Below are 20,087 nucleotides of genomic sequence, written 5' to 3' on the forward strand. Positions count from 1 at the left end.
CCGATCCGGCCTGAAGGTCGTGGCACCTTCGGAGGATCCTGGTGAAGTACCGCGAGCAGTTCGAGCGCCAGGTCGTCCGTGAGGACGTCTGGATCCCCACCCGGGACGGGAACACCCGCCTGCACGCCCGCGTCTGGCGTCCGGCCGACGCGGAATCCGACCCCGTCCCCGCGCTCCTCGAATACCTCCCGTACCGCAAGAGCGACTGGACCGCGCCCCGGGACGCCCAGCGCCACCCCTGGTACGCCGGGCACGGCTACGCCTCCGTCCGCGTCGACATCCGCGGCCACGGCGACAGCGAGGGCGTGCCCGGCGACGAGTACGACGTACAGGAGCTCGCCGACGGGGTCGACGTCGTCAACTGGCTCGCCGCGCAGCCCTGGTGCACCGGCAAGGTGGGCATGTTCGGCATCTCGTGGGGCGGTTTCAACTCCCTGCAGATCGCCGCCCTCGCACCCGAGCCGCTGAAGGCGATCGTCACCGTCTGCTCGACGGACGACCGCTACGACAACGACGTGCACTACACGGGCGGCGCCCTGCTCGGCATCGACATGCTCGCCTGGGCCGGCACCATGCTCGCGTTCGCCTCCCGCCCGCCGGACCCGGCGAACGTCGGCCATGACCGCCTGCTCCCCATGTGGCGCGAGCGGCTCGAGGCCCTCGAACCCTTCCTGCACACCTGGCTCGCCCACCAGCAGCGCGACGACTACTGGCGGCACGGCAGCGTCTGCGAGGACTACGACGCCATCGACGCGGCCGTCCTCGCGGTCGGCGGGTGGCACGACCCGTACCGCGACACCGTGCTGCGACTGGTGGAGCATCTGCCGGGCGACCGCGTACGGGGACTGATCGGCCCCTGGTCGCACCAGTACCCGGACCGCGGGCTGCCCCCGGGCCCCGCGATCGGCTTCCTCCAGGAGACCCTGCGCTGGTGGGACCAGCACCTGAAGGGCATCGACACGGGCGTCATGCGGGAGCCGCTGCTCCGCGCCTGGATCAACGACCCGGTCCCGCCCGCCACTTCGTACGACGTCATGCCGGGACGCTGGGTCGGTGATGCCGACTGGCCCTCCCCGTCGGCCACTTGGGACGAGCGGCCCCTCGGGACGGGCGAGGACCCCGTTCTCGTACGGTCGCCCCAGCACACCGGCCTCGACGCGGGCCGCTTCTTCCCCTTCGGCAACGCGAGCGACCTGCCGCCCGACCAGCGGGAGGAGGACGGCAGGTCGGTGTGCTTCGACTCGGCGCCGCTCACGGAGCGCGTCGAGATTCTCGGTCGCCCGCGCGTCCGGCTCCGGCTCGACAGCGCGACCCCGCGCGCCAACGTCGTCGCCCGCCTCTGCGATGTCGCCCCCGACGGCTCGTCCACCCTGGTCACCCGGGGCGTGCTGAACCTGCTCTCCCGGCACGGGCGGGATCGGGCCGTGGAGTGGATGCCGGGGACGTACGAGGACGTCGCGTTCGAACTCAGCGGCATCGGGTACGCCTTCCCGCCCGGCCACCGCATCCGCGTCGCCGTCTCCGACGCCTACTGGCCGTGGGTGTGGCCGCACGGCGAACGCGGCGAACTGAGCGTCGTACCGGCGCGGAGCTCGCTGTCGCTTCCCGTGCGGGAGCCGGGGGACGAGCCGCCGATCCGTTTCGAGGAACCCGAGCAGGCACCCCCGCTCCCGGTGACCTACGACCTGCCCGCCGAACCGCGGCCCGAGCGGCTGGTCACGCACGACGTGGCCACGGGGGAGTGGACCCTGGAGGTCGACCCCAACTACGGGGGATCGCGGACGTATGCCGACGGACTGCGCTACGAGGAGAGCGCCCGGGAGACCTACCGCATCCGCCGCGACGATCCGCTCTCCGCGTCCGCGGTCTCCGAATGGACGATCCGGCTGACGCGCGGGGAGGATGGGGACGCGGAGATCGTGACGCGGACCGAGCTGCGCGCCACGGCCGCGGACTTCATCATGGACAGCCGCATCGAGGCACGAGCGAACGGAGAGACAGTGGCCAAGCGCGCATGGCACCGCACCACCCCGAGGACGTCGGTATGAAGGCAGCCAGGACCCCTCGCCGTGCCGTCGCCGCCGCCGACCGCACCCGCCAGCCCACCGAGGTGCGCCGCCGCCTCATCGTGGAGGCCGCCGTGCCGCTGATCGCCGAGCGCGGCTACGCGTCGGTGGGGGTGCGTGACGTCGCCGCCGCGGCCGGGGTGTCCGTCGGCACGGTCACGTACCACTTCGGGAGCGTGCAGGAGATCCTCTCCGAGGCGATGGTGCTGCACATCGAGCGGTACTACGCGGCGCTCAGCGAGGCCGCCGCGCAGGCGGCCGGCGCGGCCGAGGCGCTGCGGCTGCTCGTCGACGCGCTGTTCACCGAGGACACCGACCGGCACTGGCGGATGTGGTTCGACTACTGGAACGCGGGCGACCAGGACCCGGACCAGGCCTTCGCCCGCGGCCAGGCCGAGCGCTACGAGGCCTGGCACGCCCAGATCCGCGAACTGGCCGAACGAGGCGTCGCCGACGGGGAGTTCAGCTCCGACGACCTGGGCGGTTTCACGGTCCGCTTCGCCGCCCTCGCCGACGGCCTCGCCCTGCAACGGCTACGGCAGGCACCCCCGCTGAGCACCGAGGACGCGCGTCGTCACCTCAACCGCCTGATCGAAACGGAACTCCGACGGCGCTCGTGAGACGGTCGCCGGGCCCCGCACAATGGTGCCCGGCACCGAACAGGAGGACCCTCGCGGGCGCTGTCACGTTGACTGACCGGGTGGGATGATCTTCTGGTTGATCACGCTGGGAGGGGTCGTCCGTGGGGAGCGCGTCGCCGTCGTACAGGGGCACCGGTACCCGGTCGAGGTGATCTCCCACTGCGTGTGGCTGTACTTCCGGTTCCCGCTCGGCTTCCGCGAGGTCGAGGAGCTGATGCTCCAGCGCGGCGTCATCGTCTCCTACGAGACAGTGCGCCGCCGCCGCCCTGTCATTCCTGGAGAACCGCCGCTGGCACCCACTGCATGTGTGAGGCTGCGAGTGGACTGCCGAATCCGTTCATGGGGCGTCAGTTTGTCAGGATGCCGTGCAGAAGCAGGTCGATGAGGCGGGCGGCCAGGTCGCGCTGGTCCTCGTTGGCGGCCATGAGGCTGATCCCACCGAGCGCCATCAGCACGTCCTGGGCTTCGATTTCCGGCCGCGCCATTGCCGGCTCGCTTCCGCGGTTGAGCAGGTACTCGATGGCGTCGGCGAGCAGGGCCCGGGTGTGCAGCTTCTCGCTGTCGTCGGTCAGCACCACGCGCAGGACGTCGGCCATCCCCTCCTTGGCGGCCATGAAGTCGATGAAGCGCTCCATCCATGTCCGCAGCGCGTCCAGGGGGGGCTGCGTGGCTGCGAGGTGCGGAGCCGCCTCGCACAGGCGCTGCACCTCGTGTCGATAGATGGCCGCGATCAGCAGTTCCTTGGACGGGAACCGGCGGTAGAGCGTGCCGACGCCGACACCGGCCGCCCGAGCGATGTCCTTGACCGAGGCCCCCACACCCTCGCGGGCGAAGGCAGCCGCTGCCGCCTCCAGCAGCTTGTCCTCGTTGCGCTGCGCGTCAGCGCGCAGCGGCCTGCGGGAGCGGGCCGTGTCCCCGCCGTTGTCGGTCAATGCAGACTCCTTTCGCATGGCGGCTTGCAACCGCAGTCAGCTACGAGAAACATTCGGAACCGGTTCCGGATATTGCAACATGATAGCCAGTCGCCGCCACGCGGCCGAGCACCGCCGCCTCGCGCACCGGGCGGGCAGGTGGCGGCTCGCCCACTGCCGCACGGCCTGCCCGATGCCCTGCGGGGCGAGCCCGGCGTCGAAGAGGTACCGGTGCAGCAGTTGCTTCGGGGCGTTCAGTCGCTGGCCTGCTCAACTGTCCTCCGCCGGGAGTGCTTGCACGAGAGCGCGCCCATCGCGGCCGACCCGAGTGCGCGTCATGGACGCCGCCCACACCCGGGGCTGACGGTCAGACAGCGCAATAGTGCGCTCCCTGCGAGGGAGCGGCGAAATACGGGGCGAGCATCGAGCGCCAGGTCTGGAACTGGTCGGTCCTGCGAAAGGTCTCGTGGGTCCGCACGTCCTCCCACTCGACGAGCAACATGAATCGACTCGGCGACTCGACGCCGCGGACCATGCGGATCTCGTGCACTCCCGGATGTGTCAGCACGGCCCTGCGCGCCGTTGCGTATGCCGTCGCGAAGTCGTCCTCGCTCCCGGGACGAATCTCCATGGCCCGCGATTCCCAACACCATGTCGCGATCACTCCTGACGATGACGGGAAGGGCCTGCGCCGGCTCCTGCGGCTCGGCGGTGGCGGCCACTCATGTGTGAGGTGAATGCACGCAGGCTGCACGCCCCTTGCCCGGCAGCCAAGGCCCGGCAGGCAGGCAGTCACGAAAGGGCGGGGTTCCGCGCGCGTCGTGCCTGGACCATCCACGTCGCGGAACCCCTTCCACTGTCCGGTGTACCACTGTTCGGTGGGTCAGATCCCGTGGTAGTCGGTGAGGAACTGCGTGGCGAGAGCGGTGACGGGCAGGACGATCTTGCAGCTGTGAGCCTCCCCCCAGGGCAAGGAGCAGGTCCTTGTTCCTGAAGAGGAGATCGTTGCGTGTACGTCGTCGGGGTGCCAGGCACCCCGACGACCTCGGGCGAACGCGTTGCGAGGAGTACGCGAGCGGGCGCTGGAGCCACGCCGGTCAGGAGATCCCGACGACCGGGTGCGGAACGTAAGGTGCCTCGAGGTCGGCCACCTCTGCGTCGGTCAGGTCGAGGTCCAGCGCCGCCAGTGCGTCATCGAGGTGGCCCGGCTTGCCGGCACCCACGATCGGAGCCGAGATCACCGGGTTGCGCAGCAGCCACGCGAGGGCGACCTGGGCGCGGGAGACGCCCCGTGCGGCGGCGATCGACGCGACCTTCTCCACCACGGCCTTGTCGGCGGCCTCGGTGGCGTCGTACAGGCTGTTGCCGATGGGGTCGGCGGATGAGCGGTCGGTCACGGTGTCCCAGTCGCGGGTGAGGCGCCCGCGAGCCAGCGGGCTCCACGGGATGACACCGATGCCCTGGTCGGCGCAGAGGGGCAGCATTTCGCGCTCTTCCTCGCGGTTCAGCAGGTTGTAGTGGTCCTGCATGGACACGAAGCGCGCCCACCCGTTCGTCTTCTGCAGGTGCAGGGCCTTGCTGAACTCCCAGGCGTGCATGGAGGAGGCGCCGATGTAGCGGACCTTGCCGGACTTCACCACGTCGTGCAGGGTCTCGAGGGTCTCCTCCATCGGCACCTCGTGGTCCAGGCGGTGGATCTGGTAGAGGTCGATGTAGTCGGTGCCGAGCCGGGTGAGGCTGGCGTCGACCTCGGTGAAGATCGCTTTGCGGGACAGTCCGCTGCCGTTCGGCCCAGGGCGCATCACACCGCGGACCTTGGTCGCGATGACGACCTCGTCGCGCCTGGCGAAGTCCCTGACGGCGCGCCCGAGGATCTCCTCGCTGGAGCCGTCCGAGTAGACGTTGGCGGTATCGAAGAAGTTGATGCCCGCGTCGATCGCCTGCTTGAGGATCGACCGGCTCCCGTCCTCGGGCATGCTCCACGACGGGTAGCCGCGTTCCGGCTCGCCGAAGGTCATACAGCCCAGGCAGATGGGGGAAACGTCCAGGCCGGTACGGCCGAGCTTCACGTATTTCATGATGACGTCACTCTCCGCATGTCCCCGGCGATGGGAATGCCGCCGGTCTCACTGTTCTGGTGTCGCGTCAGCTGTGTGGCTGCGACACGGTCGGTATGCCACGGATCCCCCGGTCCGGCGCCGGACCGGGGGCTGCGCGGGAAAGGCGCTGGGGGAAGCGCTCATCCCGCCGTTCGTCCGTGCTGTTACCAGGTCTGGTCGGTGGCGCGTACGAGGATCTCGTTGACGGCGACCCGGCGGTCCCGGGTGACGATGTAGGAGACCGCGTCGGCGATGTCCTCGGGACGCAGCAGCTCCATGCCCTCGACCTGACGCTCGATCGCCTGGCGCACCCCGTCACGCAGGTGCGAGCTGAGCTCGGTGTCCACGGTGCCGGGCTCGACCACGCTCACCCGCACCCGCTTCTGCATGACCTCCTGGCGCAGGGCCTCGGTGAAGCCGTTGACGCCGAACTTGGTCAGGTTGTAGACGGCCGTGCCGGGCCGGGCCACCCGGCCCGCGGTCGAGCTGATGTTGACCAGGTCCGCCACCTTGCGCGGGGAGTCCTCCGCGGCCCGCAGCAGATGCGGCACCGCCGCATGCGTCACATACAGCAGACCTTGCACGTTGATCTCGACCATCCGCTCCCACTCCTCGAGCGGGGAGTCCACGACCGGGCCGACGCCCATGGTGCCGGCGTTGTTGACGACCGTGTCAAGGCGGCCCAGTTCAGACACCACGCTCTCCACCGCCGCCGCGGCCTGCTGCTGCTCGGTGATGTCGGCCTGGACCACGTAAGCGGTCCCGCCCTCGGCCCGGAGCTTGCCCGCAAGCTCCTCCAGCCGATCCCGCCGCCGCCCGAGAACGGCTACCGCCGCCCCCTCCGCGGCGAGGGCGCGCGCGGTTGCCGCGCCGATACCGCTGCTCGCGCCGGTCACCAGCGCCACCGTGCCCTGCAGTCGTCCAGCCATTGTCATTCCTCCATGTGTCCTGCCCGCGGACTCGGCGGTCAGCGGGTCGTAGTCGTAGTGGTTGTGCGACCGACGGACCTTCGCGGTCCTGCCGCGGTTGAGCCGCGCCGTGCCGGGCGGCCTGGGCGCGGTGTTGTCCCGGTCCTTGCCTTGATCGCCGATACGCGGGCGAGCGCTCGCGGGGTGGCGCCAGGTCAGTGGGTGTACTGCAACAGCTCGATCAGGTTTCCCTCGGGGTCGGCGACATAGGCGAAGCGGACCCCGGGCCGCCGGGCCAGGGCCGGCCGCGAGACGACGCGGGCACCGTGACCGACCGCGGCGGCGACGGCCCCCTCTAGGTCGTCCACCGTGAGGGCCCAGTGGAAGTAGCCCTGGACACCCGCCCCCTCATTGGGATCGGCAAAGTGCTGCGGTACCGAGCCCGCGCGCTCGGTGAATTCGACCGCGGCACCGCCGGGGCCACTGAGAAGCGCTATTCGGATACCGGCGTCGGGGATCTCGGTCCGGTGCATCTCGCGGAATCCGAATGCCTCGATGTAGAAGCGGCATTGCCGGTGCAGGTCACCGACCGACAGCCCGGTGTGATCGAAGGAGACTGTGGACATCACCTAGTGTTCCCTTCATGGGTCAGCGGGCCGTGTAGCCGCCGTCGACCGGGACGGCCGCGCCGGTGACGAAGCTGGACTTGTCGGAGCACAGCCACAGGACGGCGTCGGCGATCTCCTCGGGTTCGGCGATCCTGCCGATCGGGTGCGCGGCCACCCGGGCCGCCATCACCTCCGGCGAACGCCCCTCGGCGATCAGCGGTGTGTTGACCAGGCCGACGACCAGGGCATTGACCCGGATCCCGTCCGGCCCGTAATCCAGGGCGGCCGTCCGGGTCAGTCCGATGATTCCGTGCTTGGCCGCGGTGTACCCGGCGAAACCCGGCACTCCGACGACACTCGCCCCCGAGCCGACGTTGACGATGGAACCGAAGCCCTGGGTCTGCATCTGGCGCAGCTGGTACTTCATCGACAGGAACGTCCCCCGCAGATCGACAGCGATCAGGTGGTCGAACGCCTTGACGGAGTAGTCGGCCAACTTGCGAAGATCGTCCCCGCCGCTGATCCCCGCACTGTTGACACCGAAATCCAGCCGCCCGGAGTCACCGACCGCCACCTCGACCGCGTGCGCGACCGACCGCTCGTAAGCGACGTCGCACTGCACAATGCGGGCCGCACCGCCCGCGTCAGTAATCATCCCAACGGTCTCTTCCAGCGTGGACACCGTGCGCCCGGCGACCGTCACGGTGCAGCCGGCCGCGGCCAGGGCGAGTGCCGAGGCCCGGCCGATACCGGTTCCACCGCCAGTGACCAGCGCCGTGGCGCCTTCGAAAGTCTGGTCCATTGCTCTGTTGCCTGCCTTCCCTGCTCGTTCTGTTCGGCCGGGTAAGGCCGCTCGCTGAACGGCTCGGAGCGCGGTAGCTTCATATCCGGAATCCGTTCCGGTTGCAGCCTAAGCGGAACTGGTTCCGGTTGCAAGTGGGGGAGGAACCGGCCGGCAAGGGCGAGCCGCGCGGAGCAGCGCAGAGGTGGGGAATGCGGAGTGCCGGGGACCGCGGTACCCGGCACTGGCAAAGAGGGGGTCCGCCGGAGTGGTCCTCGGCGTCGAGACCACACCGACCGCCTGCCCGTGCTTCGAACGAGCAGGACGACGACGACCGCTCCCCAGTCAGCGGTGGGGCCAGAGCCCGCGGCGCTGACGGGGCGCACGGAGCCGGCCCTTGCACCCGAAGAACACAGAGCTGCCGGATTCCGTCCGGGCCGGAACGCCAGAGACACTACTCAAGGCCACGCAGCACGCGAGACATGCCGAGAACTCGCCGTCACGGGGCAGGCGCCCGCCACCGGCCGGGGCCCGCTTCTCGTTGACGCGGCGGGCTGTGGCCCGGACGGTGATGTGGCAGGGCCCCGACGGTGAGGTATCTCGCGGTCGGGGCCCTGCCCTTTGTGCTGCTGGTTGTTCTCCGGGGGAGCTGGGGTGGCGCTGGGCTGGGTCAGACGGCTGAGGCCCACTGTGCAAAGCTCGAACTGGCCCGCAGGGGTCGATTCCGTGGTGGGTCAGCGAGCGCCCAGCAGGCCGGCGAGCAGTTGGAGCCGTTCGGCGTCGGAGCTGCCTTCGGCGGCGGTGCAGACCATGAGCGCGGGGCCGGGGTTGCCCGGTATCGGGTAGGCGTCCCAGTCCAGGTTCAGTTCGCCGACCTGGGGGTGGTTGAGGCGCATTTGACCGCGGGTCGGTTCCTCAACGTCGTGGAGGGCCCACAGTGCCGCGAACTCGTCGCTGCGGACCGCGAGTTCACCCACCAGCTCGACCGCACGCGGGTGACCCGGATCGGCGGCGACCTGCGTCCGCAGCATGCCGATCAGCTCCGCGACGGTGGCCGCCCGGTTCGGGCACGCCCGGTCGGCCTCGGGGTGCAGGAACAGTGACAGCAGGTTCCGCTCCCTCTGCGGCTGCCGGGTGAATTCCCCCAGTAGGGCACCGCCGAGTGGGTTCCAGGCCAGCACGTCCAGGAACCGGCCGACGACCAGAGCGGGCGAGGTCATGCCGCGCAGCAGCCGCAGCGTGGTGTCCGGTACCTCCTCCGGCTCGTACGAACGCGGCAGGCGGGCCGGGATGCGTGCGGCGGCGGCGAGGCTGTGCAGGTGGCGGGTCTCCTCGACGGAGAAGTTCAGGGCGCGCGCGAGGGCGTCCAGAACCTGTTCGGAGGGCCGGACGTCGCGTCCCTGCTCCATACGCTGGTAGTAGTCCGAGCTCACCCCGGCCAGCAGCGCCAGTTCCTCCCGCCGCAGCCCGGCGACGCGCCGACGCGGACCGGGCTCCAGGCCGACGTCCTGCGGGCGCAGCCGAGTTCGGCGGGTGCGCAGGAACTCGGCGAGTTCGCGTCGGGGATCGTCGCTCATGGCGTGGGAGAAGTCGGTCACGGCGCCAGTATGCCGTCGGCGCGGCCCGCGAGGGTGGGTCTGCCAGACCCAGGAAAAGCAGAACGACCGTGATGCCGCGTGCGGGGTCCAGCATCGGATCCACCACAACCGGTCACGGAAGGACAGCGACATGAAGGTCGTTCAGATCACGAGTTTCGGTGCAGCGGACGTACTGCGGGTCAACGACGTGGATCGTCCCGTTCCCGGCACGGGTGAGGTACTGGTGTCGGTCGAGGCGTCCAGCGTGAACGGGCACGATGTGATCGTCCGCGCGGGGGAGTTGAAGATGGTGTCGGGACGCCGGTTCCCGATCGGTGTAGGGCTGGACTTCGCGGGCACCGTCGCCGCGACCGGCGCCGGTGTCGCGGGCTACCGGGTAGGAGACCGGGTGTGGGGCATGGTGCATCCCCGGCGGCGGCACTCCGTCGCCGGGGCGGCCGAGTACGTCGTGGTCGCCGCGGACCGTATCGCGCACGCCCCGGCGGACCTCTCGTCGGTCGAGGTGGCCTCCCTGGTGGTCGCGGGTTCTACGGCGCTGATCGCGCTGCGCGACAGCGTGCGCCTGGAGGGAGGGGAACGGGTCCTGGTCCGGGGCGCGGCCGGCGGAGTCGGCACGGCCGCCGTGCAGTTGGCGCACGCCATGGGCGGCCAGGTGACCGCGCTGGCCCGCGACCGCCATGCCGAGCTCCTCACCGACCTCGGCGCCGACGAGGTCCTGGACTACGGCTCCACCACCTCGGACCAGATCGGGCCGTTCGACGTCATCGTCGATACCGTCGGCACGGAACTGAACTGCTACCGAAGCCGGTTGGCCAAGGGCGGCCGGATGGTCACCGTGGGACTTTCCCCGTCGGCCCTCGCCGCGATCGCCGCGTCGAGCGTGCACGGTTCCCGCCGCATCCGCACCTTCAGCGCCAACCCCGAGACCCCCGTGCTGCGCGATGTGGCCGGCCTCGTCACGTCGGGCGCGCTGCGCCCGGTGATCGACAGTGTGTACCCGCTCGCGGACATCGCCGCGGCGCACCAGGCGTTCGAGCGCGGCGGCGTCGTGGGCAAGCACGTGGTGACAGTGCCGCGTAGCTCCGTGTGACGGAGTTCCGGTCAGCGGGGTGTGGTGCGCAGGTCGATGCCGCGGTCATGGGCGTCGGCGGTCACGATCCGGGTCGCCATCCGTGACAACAGTCGCCGGTCGGTTTCGGGCAGCGGTGCGACAGACCTCTCGATCTGCTCGGCGAACTGGGTGGCGACCTGTTCGACGAGATGCCGGCCGGTGTCGGTGATCGACACCTGGAACGAGCGGCGGTCTACGGCACTGACCGTACGGGTGACCAGACCTCGGCGCTGCGCACGGTCGACCAGGCCCGTGATCGAGGACTTGTCGAGGCCGAGGTGTCGTCCGAGCTGGTTCATGGTCGGCTCCCGGTCCCGAAGTATCCCGAGCAGCCGCGTCTGGGTGATCGACAGGTCGTACTGCCCCGCGATCTCGGCCAGGCCGTTCTGCACCAGGAACGACAGCTGGGCCAGGGCGTCGACCAGCCCAAGGTCCTTACCTGCGGGCGGCGTTGCGTGCGGGGACGGGGGGTCCTGGGGTGACGTCATATTCCGATTCTACTTGCGAAGGTACGCGGCACCTACTAATTTAATTTGTGTCACGTATTAAAACCTTTGTGTCGCGTACCAAGTCTGGGGAGAGCAGCCATGGACATCCACGCCGCCGTTGTCAGCTCGTTCGACAACCCGCCCCGCTACGAGCCGTTCGACCTGCCCGCTTCCTCCGGCGAGGACCAGGAACTCGTCGACGTCCTCGCGGTGGGCCTGCACCCCCGAGTGCGCACCGGCGCGTCGGGCAACCACTACACCAGCACCGGAGAGCTGCCGATGGTTCCCGGCGTCGACGGGGTCGGCCGGCGCGAGGACGGCAGGCTGGTGTACTTCGTCGCCGACGACGAACTCGTCGGCCCGATGGCCACCCGGACCGTCATCGACAGCCGCCACAGCATCCCGCTGCCCGACGGCGCGGACGTGGTGAAGATCGCCGCGGCGATGAACCCGGCCATGTCGTCCTGGGTGGCGCTGCGCCGCCGCGTCCCGATCGAGGCCGGCCAGTCAGTGCTGATCCTCGGCGCCACCGGCAACGCCGGCCAGATGGCCGTCCAGGTCGCCAAGCGCCTCGGCGCCGGCCGGGTCGTCGGCGCCGGCCGCGACCAGGCCCGCCTGGCAACCCTGCCGGGAATCGGCGCCGACGCGACCGTCGCGCTCACCGACGACGCCGACGCCACCGCCGCGGCCCTGGCCAAGGAGGCCGCCGAGGTCGACCTGGTCATCGACTACCTGTGGGGCAAGCCCGCCGGCGATGCGATCATGGCGGTGCTGCAGGCCCGCGCCGACCGCGGCCGTGCCCTGAACTGGATCCAGATCGGCGCCATGGCCGGCCCCACCATCGAACTGCCGTCAGTGGCACTGCGCTCGGCGAACTTCCGCCTCCAGGGCAACGGCCAGGGCGCGGTGTCGACCAGGACGTACCTGGAGGAACTGCCTTCCCTCGTCGAGGAGATCGAGGGCGGAGGTCTCACGGTCACCGCCAAGGCGGTACCGCTCGCCGACGTCGAAACCGCGTGGAACGCCCCCGAGGTCCCGGGCGTACGCACCGTCCTGGTGCCCTGACCCCGGCAAGACCGTCATGCAGCGTGTACCGGACTTACCGAAGGAACACAGAGCTATGTCACACACCACAGACACCGACGTGATCATCTGCGGAACCGGTGCGGCGGGGCTGACCCTGGCCGTCGACCTCGCCCGCAGGAACGTCGCCTTCCTGCTGATCGACAAGGCGCCGCAGCCGTTCGTCGGCTCCCGCGGCAAGGGCATCCAGCCCCGCAGCCAAGAGGTGTTCGAGGACCTCGGCGTGATCGACCGCATCGTCGCCTCCGGGGGCGAATACCCCGTCCAGCGCATCTACACCGACGACGGGCCCATCGACCAGGTCGCCGTGGAGATGTCGGATCCGACGCCGGAGGAGCCGTACCAGATTCCCCTGCTCGTCCCGCAGGTGAAGGTGATGACCTCGGCGATGTCCTCGGCGGTCACCGTGGCGACGCCGTAGAGCTGTGCGGCGCCCTGGCGGGTCTGCTCGTGGGTGATGTGGGTGGGCAGTTCGGTGTCGACGACGCCGGGCTCGACGAGGGTGACGCGGACGTCGGGCAGCAGCTCCTTGCGCAGCGACTCCGACCATCCGTTGATGCCGAACTTGGTGGCCGCGTAGACGCCGCTGCCGGGACCTGCGACGGGGCCGGCGACGGAGGAGATGTTGACCAGGTCGCCGCCGCCGTCCTTGATCTGTTCGAGGAACACCTCGGTGGTCGTGATCGCGCCGAGCAGGTTGACCTCGATCATCTTGCGGTAGTCGTCGCGCTGCTCGGAGGCGAACAGGTCCAGCACCTGCTCCTCCAGCTGGTGGGCGACCAGCCATTGCCCGGGAACGTCCGCTTCCTCGACATCGTCCTCGGCGCCAGGTCCCCACTCGTCGGTGAACACCGGCCGACACTCCCCGGTGGGCAGATCGAGCCGGCTACCGGACTCGCCGGGTCAGGTGCGGGTGAGGTCGGACAGGAGTGCGGGCAGGAGGCGTTCCTCCATGACCGTGCTGCCCGACTCCGCCATGACACGGGCCAGTTCGGGGTCCCAGGGGCTGGCCGCGGGCGGTCCCGCGAGCGGTGTGGACTCGCCCTTGCTGAGTGCCGCCGTGTAGTCAGCGACGTTCATCCGCCAGGGGCGGGCGCCGTGGCGAGCCGCGGCGCCCGCGGTGATGCGCAGGCCGGCCCAGTCGAAGTCGGCGCGCCAGTGCAGCCGGGCTCCCGCGCGTACGGCGTCGCCGAGCAGTTTGTGGCAGGCGGCGGACGGGACGCCCTCGGTGCAGACGAGGGCCGCGCTCGTGTCCTGGAGTTCGCCGGCCGCGGCGCGCAGTACGGCCGGGTTCTCGCAGACGAAGATGGTGCGGGCCGCGGGCACGACGGGGTTGGTGGCGAGCTGGTGGAGGGTGAGCCGGAAGGGGATGCCGAAGTCGGCGGCGTCGCGCAGCCAGTCGCAGACCACCGTGTCGCCCTCGGCTCCGATGTTGAGGACGAGTACCTGGCTGGCGAGGTCGTCGGCGATGGCTCCGGCGCTCTCCCACAGGGCGCGCCGCCCGGCCCGCACGCGCGGGATGTCGCCACCGGTGCGCTGGGCGATGGCGCGCAGGACGAGCTGTTCGAGTGGGCTGCCGGGAACGAGGGCCTTGGTGTCGCCGGTGGCCCACTCGGCGAGGACCGGAAGCGGCAGGGCGCCGGCCGGGTGCGCGGGGGGCCGGTCCTGGTCACCGGGGAAGCGGTCCCGGTCGCCGGGGAGCCTTTCCAGGACGCGTACCGCCGCGTCGAGGAGGGGAGCGTCCCCGCGGCGTACGAGACGGGTGAGGGTGCCGTCAGCGGCGATCCGCTCCAGCCAGGCCGCGAACCATCCCCGCCCTGCGAGTGGGCTGGAGTGGGCGGACTTCAGGGCCTGTTCGCGGCGCGCTTCCTCGTCGGCCCGTTCGGCCGGCCGGTCACGCAGTGGGCCGTGGAGCCGGCCGAGGGTTGTCAGGAGGCCGGTGCCGTATCGGTCGTGCAGATACGCGTCCAGGTCGCTCAGGGGTACGGCGAGGCGCTTGACGGTCTCGGGCCGGTAGCGGCCGGTGATGCCGATGGCGGTGCGGCGTTCGGCCTCGCTGGGCCCCGTGAGCCCGATGTCGCCGTCGAGCACGCCGCCGGTGCGCTCCAGCCTGCGGCGAGCGGCGGCGAGCAGCCGTGTCCATCCCTCGCCCCGCAACTCGTCGTACTCACGGTGCTCACGCGGCTCAGTCGACAACAGCGGCCTCCTCGGGCGTCGGGACGCGCCGGGTGCCGGGCGAGCCGAGGGCGGTGGTGAGCTCGCCGGTGTCGTCGGCGAGGAGCCGGTCGCAGTCCCAGACGAGCAGCAGCGCGGAGACGGTGTGGTCGACGGCGGTGTGCGCGAGGTCGTAGTGGGCGGCAGCGGACACGGAGGCGTGCGCGGCCCACAGGTCGTAGCCGGTCATGAACAGGTCGAGGTCGAACTGGGCTGCCAGCGACATGAGTTCGCCGCGCCCGGTGTCGTCCACGCCCGCGAAGGCCTCGTCGAGGGCGAGCAGGCGCGGGGCGTGCGGGTCGGCGGAGTTGAGCATGGCGTGCGCGGCGGCGAACAGCGGCAGGTGCAGCGACACGGACTGCTCACCGCCCGACAGCCGGCTGTGCCGGGCGCGGGTGAGCCTCTCCTCGCTCTTGTCGGGGCGTACGAGCTGGAACGCGAACTGCCGCCAGCGCCGGTAGTCGAGGACCTCGGCGAGCAACTCCCGGTAGGGCTGGTCGCGGTGGCGGGCGCGGGCGGTCTGGATCTGCGCGGCGAAGTGGGTGCGCACCCGGGCGAGACCGTCGGGGCCGAGGCGGGCGGCGTCGGCGTCGAGGAGGGCGCAGACGGCGCGCTGCTCGTCGTCGAGATGGTCGGCGAGCAGCCAGCTCACACCGACCGTCGTCCCCGATGACATGGTGCGCCTGCGCATGTCGGTGTTCATCCGCCTGATCAGGTCACGGGCGTCGACGGTGCGGTCGTGGATCTGCTGGGCGAGCCGGGTGAGCAGGGCGTCCTCCAGGATGCGCTGCTCGGACTCGGAGAGCAGTTCGGCCTGGTCACGGCGGTGTGCCGCGATCTTCTGGGCGAAGGCGGCGACGGGCAGCGGGCCCTCCTCGTCGGCCACGCGGACGACGATGATCCCGTCGGAGCCGTCCCATTCGGGCCGGTAGTCCTGTCCAGCGGCGGCGAGCTGCGCCTGCAGGTCGTCCAGGGCCTTGGTGAGACGCGTGACGGACTGCTTGAGGCTGGTTTCGGTGGGGGTGAGGTCGCGGGTCGCGGAGAGGATCGCCTCGTGTACGGCGACCACGGCCGGCGGGAGTGCTTCGCCTGCCCAGTCGGCCTCCTGGGCGGGCCAGGCCAGGCCCGGCGGACAGCGCAGGATGTCGAGGAGTTCACGGGCGGCGTACGGGCGCAGGCCGCGGGCGGTGTCCTTCTCCTCCGCCGCGGCGACCGACCCGGCCTCGGCCGCGGCCGTACGGCGGGCCTCGGCCGCGGCGGTGCCCGCGATCGCGGTGTGCTGGGCCACACGAGCCGCCTCGGCCTCCCTCACCAGGGCGTCGATTCCGTCCTCGGCCTCCTGCACCTGGCGCATCACCTCCTGCGCCTCGGCCCCGACGGTCTCCTGGAGGGCCTGGAGTCCCGCGGCCTCCTCGGTGTGCCGGCGGCGCGCCGCGCGCTCGGCGTCCAGCGCCGCCTCCTCGTCCTCGGCGGCGGCGGTGAGCCGGTCGGCGCCTGCCTGGGCGGCCTCGGTCTGGCGGGCGTGTTCGCGGCGGCGGGCGGTGAGTTCGCGGACCGCCGTCTCGAAGGCGCGGGTGGCGGTCTCGACGGCGTCGACGCGCTCGATCTCGATGGTGTACTCGGCCGCGGTGCGGCGCAGGGCGCGCTCGGCGACCGAGCAGGTGGCCACCGACTCGTCGTACGAAGCCTGGGAGGCGTCGGCGGCGTCGCGGGTGGCGCGCAGTCTCGCCGCGGCCTTGTCGAGTTCGCGCAGGGCCTGCGTGATGCCGGTGGTGCGGGGCAGGGCGGCGCGAGCGGCGGCGTACGCGTCGAGGGCGGCGTCCGCACGGGCCTGTGCGCGCGCCAACTCGTCCAGTTGGGCGGCCAGTTCGGCCAGCAGCGTCTCGCAGGCGGCGATCCGGGCGGCGCGCCGGCGCGCGCGGGCGGTGGCGCCGACGTACTCGGCGTGCTCCTTGGTGTGGGCACCCACCAGGACACCTGCCGCGTACCGGCCGTCTGGACTGATCTGTGGGGTCCCGGTGTCGAGATCGCCGGTGACGGCGACGGAGCGCAGTACAGCGGTGATCCGCGCGGCCGGAATCGCGGCGTTGCCTTCGGGGTCCCCGAGGCCATCGGGGTTCTCGGGTCGCAGGAGATCGGCGAGGCTCGGTCCACTCACCGGGGCACCGGCGCGGAGGTAGCCCTCGCTGTGCCCGGCTGTCACGGGGGTGTCCTCGGTGGTGAGGAGGGCGTCGAGGAGGCCCGACGCCTCCAGGGCAGCTTCCAGGCAGGCGCGCTGATGATCCGTCAGCTCGTCGTCGAAGTCGACGAGTCGCCACAGCGGCACGCCGTCACTGGGCGCCCTCCCCCAGTCTTCGGCCGGGGGGACCCCCATCTCGCTTCGCTCGGCAGTGCGGCCGCGGGCCGGGGGCGGGGCGTCGTCGTGTTCGGCGGCGATCCGGTCGCGTTCGGCCTTGGTCTCGGCGTGCCGACGCTCGACATCGGTGCGCTGAGCGCGCAAGGAGGCCATCGTGTCGCGCAGCTCCTGCACGGCGGGAGTGGTGGCCTCGGTGAAGGTGTCGGCAAGTGTGACCGCCTCGGTCTCGCCGGTGAGTTCGAGGGCTTCGGCGAGTCGGTCGGCACCCGCTTCGGCCATGAGCGCGCCGTGCTCCCCCGTCCACTGACCGAGCGCCGTACGGGCCTGTTCGCGGGCGGATTCGAGGGCCGACTCGGCAGCGGTTTCGGCGGTTTCGGCCGCAGCGACCGCCTCCTGCGCGCGGTCGAGCGAGACCCGGGCGAGGTCACGGGTCTGGTCGGCACCGCGTGCCGCCTGCTGGGCGCCGCGCACGACCCGGACGCCCTCGTGGCGGGCGGCGGCCAGCGCGGCGGAACGGTCGGCGATGTGGTCGGGCTCGGCGTCCGCCGGCGTCCAGGCGAGGCCGGCTGTGTGGGCGTGGTCGGCGACGGTGGCGGCGTCCCGGGAGACGGCGGCGTCGAGTTCGCCGGCGAGTTGGGCCGCGTGTTCGGCTTCGGCGCGGGCGCGGCCGGTGGCGGCGGTGCGGCGTTCGCGTTCGGCGCTCGCCTGCCGGGCGGTCTGCTCACAGGTGCGCACCAGGCGTTCCAGGTCGGCCAGTTGCTCGATGGCCTGGTAGGCGGCGGAGGAGCGCAGCTGGTCGAGACGGGCGCGCTGGGCGGCGAGCGCGGCGTCGGCCGACTCGGCGCGCGCGTCTCGGCGGTGGCCTGCTGTTCACGGGCCGCCGCCAGGTCCGCGGCGGCGGCGCGCAGGGCGGCGGCGCGCTCGGCGGTTTCGGCGCGGCGGGCGGTGAGCCTGTCCGCGGCGGTGCGGGCGTGGACCCGCAGATAGGTGGAGTAGCTCGCGAGGAAGGCGCGGGTGGCGTCGTCGGCGGCGGCCAGACCCTCCAGGGTGCGCTGCACGGACTCCATGTCGTCGAAGGAGCGGGCCGCCTCGGCGATCAGGTCGTCGTCGAGCGGGCGCAGGCCCGCGGTGAGGGTGTCGGAGAGTTTGGCCGGGTCGAGGTTTTTGGCGAGCTGCGGACGGCGCAACGTGAGGATCAGGGTGAGCAGTTGCTCGTACCGCTCCCGGCCGAGGCCGAACAGGCGCTGGTCGACGGCGGCGCGGTAGTCGGCCGTGGAGGCGATCAGTTCGCGTCCGAGCTCGGCGGCCAGCTGCTTCCTCGTCATCGGCCGGTCGTCGTCGGTCAGCAGCGAGAAGTCCTCTCCGACGCGGCCTTCGGCGACGAAGTGCCAACGCGCGGGTGTGTCGCGGTGCCGCTGGGCGTGCAGCCCGATACCGCAGGTGACAGCCTCGCCGGTCTCCCGGTGGGTGAACTCCATCCAGACGTAGCCAAGCGCACTGTCCTGCCCGCGGAAGAGCAGGTTGGACTTCATCGTGCGGTCCTCGGCGGCGAACGGGTTGAGCCGCTTGGGGTCGATGCGGCCGTCGAGGACGAACGGGAAGAGGACTTCCAGGGCCTTGGTCTTGCCGGATCCGTTGGGGCCGCGCAGCACCAGCCAGCCGCCGGCGAAGGAGAACTCCTCGTCCCGGTAGTCCCACAGGTTGATGATCCCGGCACGGGTGGGGACATATCGGGGGGCCGGGGTGGGAGCGGGGGTGCTCACGGAGTCGGGTCCTTGGCGGTGTCGTCGGCGAACAGGGCGGTCTGGGCTGGTGCGGTATGGGCTGGTGGTTGAGCTGCCGTACGGGTCTTCACCCGGGCGGTGACCCCGCGGTAGCGGGCGAGCAGCGGAAGCACGAGGACTCCGCCGTCCACACGGACGATCAGCGACATGGCGGCCAGCAGGGCGAGAGCCTGGTCGAGCAGCCGGTCCGGGTCGCCGCGCAGATCGGCGGCGAAGCCCGCACCGTACTCACCAGTGATCTCCTTGAGCCTGCCGCGCAGCCACGAGTCGGTGACGAAGGGATACCGGGTCTCTCCTCGCTCCTCTCCCGCCTCATCATGATCGTCATACGGCTCAAGCGTCTCGTACGCGGCCCCCGCGTCAGGCTCGTCGGGCGTGGCGAACTCGGCGATCGCCGAGCGCGTAGGGAGGGCGCCGTCGATACGCCGGGCGCGGGCCACGAGGCGTTCGGCGGCGGTGGGCGCGGGCAGCAGTTCGAGGGCGTGCCGTCCGGAACGCTGCACGGCGGCGCTGATCCGGGCCGCAAGGAGCAGCGCGGCCTGCGCAACCGTGCCGCCGCCGGGGAAGCGGATGTCGGACAGTCTGCCGGAGGTGTCGATGAGCGCCACGCCCTCGGCCCGCCGCTCCACCGTCAGCCCGGTCAGGCGCTCCAGGTCCTCGGCGAGGGCGGGGGCCCGCAGCTGGCCCAGGAGTTCGGTGTCGGCGTCGGCGTAGTACGCGACCGGGTTCTCCAGCACCAGGCGGCGGGCGCGGCGGGCCTGGTCGCGGCGCTGGGCGGCACGGCCGGCGGACATGCCCAGCGCGCCGGCGGAGTCGAGGAGCGCGGTGACGGAGCTCAGGTGCTGCAGGACGCGGGTCGGGTGGTGGACGGCGAGGAGGATCTCGCGGTCGATGTCGTACAGGGCCTCGGCGCGCTCGGGATCGCCGGCCCAGGCGGTGGCAGAGCCGTCGGCGAGGGTGAGTGCGCCGCGTTCGGTGAGCCAGGTGACGGCGTCGACGAAGGCGTCCCGGTCGGGCTTGCGTGCGGTGTCGAGTCCGAGTCCGTCGATGCGTACGGCGTCGGCGGCGACCGCGTCGGCCAGCTCGCCCAGCGCCACCTGCGCGCCGTGGCGGCCCAGGGCCGCGAGGGTGAGGACGAGGTAGGCGTAGCGGCGTCGGTCGAAGGGGCGTCCCGCGCGGGTGAGGGCCGGGCGGGTGGCGTCCAGGCCGTCCTGGGCGCGCTGGAGCCGGGCGGTGTCGGCGGTGGTGACGAGCCGGTAGCCGAGCACCTCCATCAGATCGGTGCGCAGCTGCCCGGCCCAGCGGCGCACGGTCGCCAGCGCCGCCTTGTCCGGATACCCGGGCGTGACCAGCGGATGCCGCAGTACGAGCCGTACGGCCTTCTGGTAGTCGGCGAGTTCGAGCGGGGAGACACCCTCGGCGACGCGGCTCATGCGGTC

Annotated in this window: 18 protein-coding genes and 2 pseudogenes; 8 read left to right on the top strand and 12 right to left on the bottom strand. The window is 71.5% G+C overall.

What is annotated here, in order from left to right; genetic code table 11:
• Positions 1–41: 41 nt before the first annotated feature.
• From OG819_RS54460 to OG819_RS54470, 3 genes and pseudogenes are all read left to right on the top strand, one after another.
• Positions 42–2,048 carry a CocE/NonD family hydrolase gene (locus OG819_RS54460; protein ID WP_266657350.1) on the top strand — a complete coding sequence of 669 codons (2,007 nt, stop codon included), beginning with the start codon at positions 42–44 and terminating at the stop codon, positions 2,046–2,048.
• Complete coding sequence (locus tag OG819_RS54465) at positions 2,045–2,686, top strand: TetR/AcrR family transcriptional regulator (RefSeq protein ID WP_266635624.1); 642 nt, start codon at positions 2,045–2,047, stop codon at positions 2,684–2,686. Before OG819_RS54460 ends, OG819_RS54465 begins: the two co-directional genes overlap by 4 nt.
• Positions 2,687–2,771: 85 nt before the next feature.
• Positions 2,772–2,963: pseudogene (locus OG819_RS54470) on the top strand (IS6 family transposase); the annotation flags it as partial.
• Positions 2,964–3,054: 91 nt separating this feature from the next.
• Here the strand turns inward: OG819_RS54470 and OG819_RS54475 are convergent.
• The 7 genes from OG819_RS54475 to OG819_RS54505 all read right to left on the bottom strand — a co-directional run bounded on the left by OG819_RS54475 (position 3,055) and on the right by OG819_RS54505 (position 9,591).
• Positions 3,055–3,639, bottom strand: coding sequence for a TetR/AcrR family transcriptional regulator (locus OG819_RS54475; protein ID WP_266635622.1), 585 nt, complete (start codon positions 3,637–3,639; stop codon positions 3,055–3,057).
• A 346-nt stretch (positions 3,640–3,985) separates the two neighbouring features.
• On the bottom strand, positions 3,986–4,249 hold the full coding sequence (locus tag OG819_RS54480; protein WP_266657352.1) for an antibiotic biosynthesis monooxygenase family protein: 264 nt from the start codon (positions 4,247–4,249) through the stop codon (positions 3,986–3,988).
• Between the two features lie 466 nt (positions 4,250–4,715).
• On the bottom strand, positions 4,716–5,696 hold the full coding sequence (locus OG819_RS54485) for an aldo/keto reductase (protein WP_266635618.1): 981 nt from the start codon (positions 5,694–5,696) through the stop codon (positions 4,716–4,718).
• Between the two features lie 185 nt (positions 5,697–5,881).
• The gene (locus OG819_RS54490) at positions 5,882–6,646 is read right to left on the bottom strand and encodes an SDR family NAD(P)-dependent oxidoreductase (RefSeq protein ID WP_266635616.1); all 765 of its coding nucleotides are present in this window, start codon (positions 6,644–6,646) and stop codon (positions 5,882–5,884) included.
• Between the two features lie 194 nt (positions 6,647–6,840).
• Entirely contained in the window at positions 6,841–7,251 is a 411-nt protein-coding gene (locus OG819_RS54495; protein ID WP_266635614.1) for a VOC family protein, read from the bottom strand.
• A gap of 22 nt (positions 7,252–7,273) precedes the next feature.
• Complete coding sequence (locus OG819_RS54500; RefSeq protein ID WP_266635612.1) at positions 7,274–8,035, bottom strand: SDR family oxidoreductase; 762 nt, start codon at positions 8,033–8,035, stop codon at positions 7,274–7,276.
• Positions 8,036–8,748: 713 nt separating this feature from the next.
• On the bottom strand, positions 8,749–9,591 hold the full coding sequence (locus OG819_RS54505; RefSeq protein WP_266637285.1) for a helix-turn-helix transcriptional regulator: 843 nt from the start codon (positions 9,589–9,591) through the stop codon (positions 8,749–8,751).
• A gap of 151 nt (positions 9,592–9,742) precedes the next feature.
• On the opposite strand from OG819_RS54505, the gene OG819_RS54510 reads away from it, so the two are divergent.
• Entirely contained in the window at positions 9,743–10,702 is a 960-nt protein-coding gene (locus OG819_RS54510; protein ID WP_266657354.1) for an NADP-dependent oxidoreductase, read from the top strand.
• A gap of 11 nt (positions 10,703–10,713) precedes the next feature.
• On the opposite strand, the gene OG819_RS54515 is transcribed toward OG819_RS54510, so the two are convergent.
• Positions 10,714–11,211 carry a MarR family winged helix-turn-helix transcriptional regulator gene (locus OG819_RS54515; protein WP_266635608.1) on the bottom strand — a complete coding sequence of 166 codons (498 nt, stop codon included), beginning with the start codon at positions 11,209–11,211 and terminating at the stop codon, positions 10,714–10,716.
• Between the two features lie 99 nt (positions 11,212–11,310).
• Between OG819_RS54515 and OG819_RS54520 the strand changes: the two genes are divergently transcribed.
• Together OG819_RS54520 and OG819_RS54525 are read left to right on the top strand one after the other, a co-directional pair.
• Entirely contained in the window at positions 11,311–12,276 is a 966-nt protein-coding gene (locus tag OG819_RS54520) for a zinc-binding alcohol dehydrogenase family protein (protein WP_266635606.1), read from the top strand.
• Positions 12,277–12,331: 55 nt separating this feature from the next.
• Positions 12,332–12,715, top strand: coding sequence for an FAD-dependent monooxygenase (locus OG819_RS54525; RefSeq protein WP_266657356.1), 384 nt, complete (start codon positions 12,332–12,334; stop codon positions 12,713–12,715).
• Here the strand turns inward: OG819_RS54525 and OG819_RS54530 are convergent.
• The 3 genes and pseudogenes from OG819_RS54530 to OG819_RS54540 all read right to left on the bottom strand — a co-directional run.
• Positions 12,715–13,146 (bottom strand): annotated as a pseudogene (locus OG819_RS54530) (SDR family NAD(P)-dependent oxidoreductase); the annotation flags it as partial. The gene OG819_RS54525 and the pseudogene OG819_RS54530 overlap by 1 nt on opposite strands.
• Before the next feature lie 51 nt (positions 13,147–13,197).
• The gene (locus OG819_RS54535; protein ID WP_266657358.1) at positions 13,198–14,490 is read right to left on the bottom strand and encodes a TIGR02679 family protein; all 1,293 of its coding nucleotides are present in this window, start codon (positions 14,488–14,490) and stop codon (positions 13,198–13,200) included.
• Entirely contained in the window at positions 14,480–17,599 is a 3,120-nt protein-coding gene (locus OG819_RS54540) for an SbcC/MukB-like Walker B domain-containing protein (RefSeq protein ID WP_266657359.1), read from the bottom strand. Before OG819_RS54540 ends, OG819_RS54535 begins: the two co-directional genes overlap by 11 nt.
• A 21-nt stretch (positions 17,600–17,620) precedes the next feature.
• Between OG819_RS54540 and OG819_RS54545 the strand changes: the two genes are divergently transcribed.
• Both OG819_RS54545 and OG819_RS54550 read left to right on the top strand, forming a co-directional pair.
• A complete protein-coding gene (locus OG819_RS54545) occupies positions 17,621–17,851 on the top strand; it encodes a hypothetical protein (RefSeq protein WP_266657360.1) in 231 nt (76 codons plus the stop codon).
• Complete coding sequence (locus OG819_RS54550; protein WP_266657361.1) at positions 17,836–18,699, top strand: hypothetical protein; 864 nt, start codon at positions 17,836–17,838, stop codon at positions 18,697–18,699. The genes OG819_RS54545 and OG819_RS54550 overlap by 16 nt, the downstream gene beginning before the upstream one ends.
• On the opposite strand, the gene OG819_RS54555 is transcribed toward OG819_RS54550, so the two are convergent.
• Positions 18,624–20,081, bottom strand: a complete 1,458-nt coding sequence (locus OG819_RS54555) for a TIGR02678 family protein (protein WP_266657363.1) — start codon at positions 20,079–20,081, stop codon at positions 18,624–18,626. The two genes, OG819_RS54550 and OG819_RS54555, sit on opposite strands and share 76 nt — an antisense overlap.
• Positions 20,082–20,087: the final 6 nt, after the last annotated feature.

This window comes from Streptomyces sp. NBC_01549 (genome assembly GCF_026339955.1).
Lineage (GTDB): Bacteria > Actinomycetota > Actinomycetes > Streptomycetales > Streptomycetaceae > Streptomyces.

Coding starts and splice junctions, on each gene's coding strand:
- OG819_RS54465 (WP_266635624.1), top strand. CDS start 2,045: ATGAAGGCAGCCAGGACCCCTCGCCGTGCCGTCGCCGCCGCCGACCGC.
- OG819_RS54480 (WP_266657352.1), bottom strand. CDS start 4,249: ATGGAGATTCGTCCCGGGAGCGAGGACGACTTCGCGACGGCATACGCA.
- OG819_RS54485 (WP_266635618.1), bottom strand. CDS start 5,696: ATGAAATACGTGAAGCTCGGCCGTACCGGCCTGGACGTTTCCCCCATC.
- OG819_RS54490 (WP_266635616.1), bottom strand. CDS start 6,646: ATGGCTGGACGACTGCAGGGCACGGTGGCGCTGGTGACCGGCGCGAGC.
- OG819_RS54495 (WP_266635614.1), bottom strand. CDS start 7,251: ATGTCCACAGTCTCCTTCGATCACACCGGGCTGTCGGTCGGTGACCTG.
- OG819_RS54500 (WP_266635612.1), bottom strand. CDS start 8,035: ATGGACCAGACTTTCGAAGGCGCCACGGCGCTGGTCACTGGCGGTGGA.
- OG819_RS54505 (WP_266637285.1), bottom strand. CDS start 9,591: ATGAGCGACGATCCCCGACGCGAACTCGCCGAGTTCCTGCGCACCCGC.
- OG819_RS54510 (WP_266657354.1), top strand. CDS start 9,743: ATGAAGGTCGTTCAGATCACGAGTTTCGGTGCAGCGGACGTACTGCGG.
- OG819_RS54515 (WP_266635608.1), bottom strand. CDS start 11,211: ATGACGTCACCCCAGGACCCCCCGTCCCCGCACGCAACGCCGCCCGCA.
- OG819_RS54520 (WP_266635606.1), top strand. CDS start 11,311: ATGGACATCCACGCCGCCGTTGTCAGCTCGTTCGACAACCCGCCCCGC.
- OG819_RS54525 (WP_266657356.1), top strand. CDS start 12,332: ATGTCACACACCACAGACACCGACGTGATCATCTGCGGAACCGGTGCG.
- OG819_RS54555 (WP_266657363.1), bottom strand. CDS start 20,081: ATGAGCCGCGTCGCCGAGGGTGTCTCCCCGCTCGAACTCGCCGACTAC.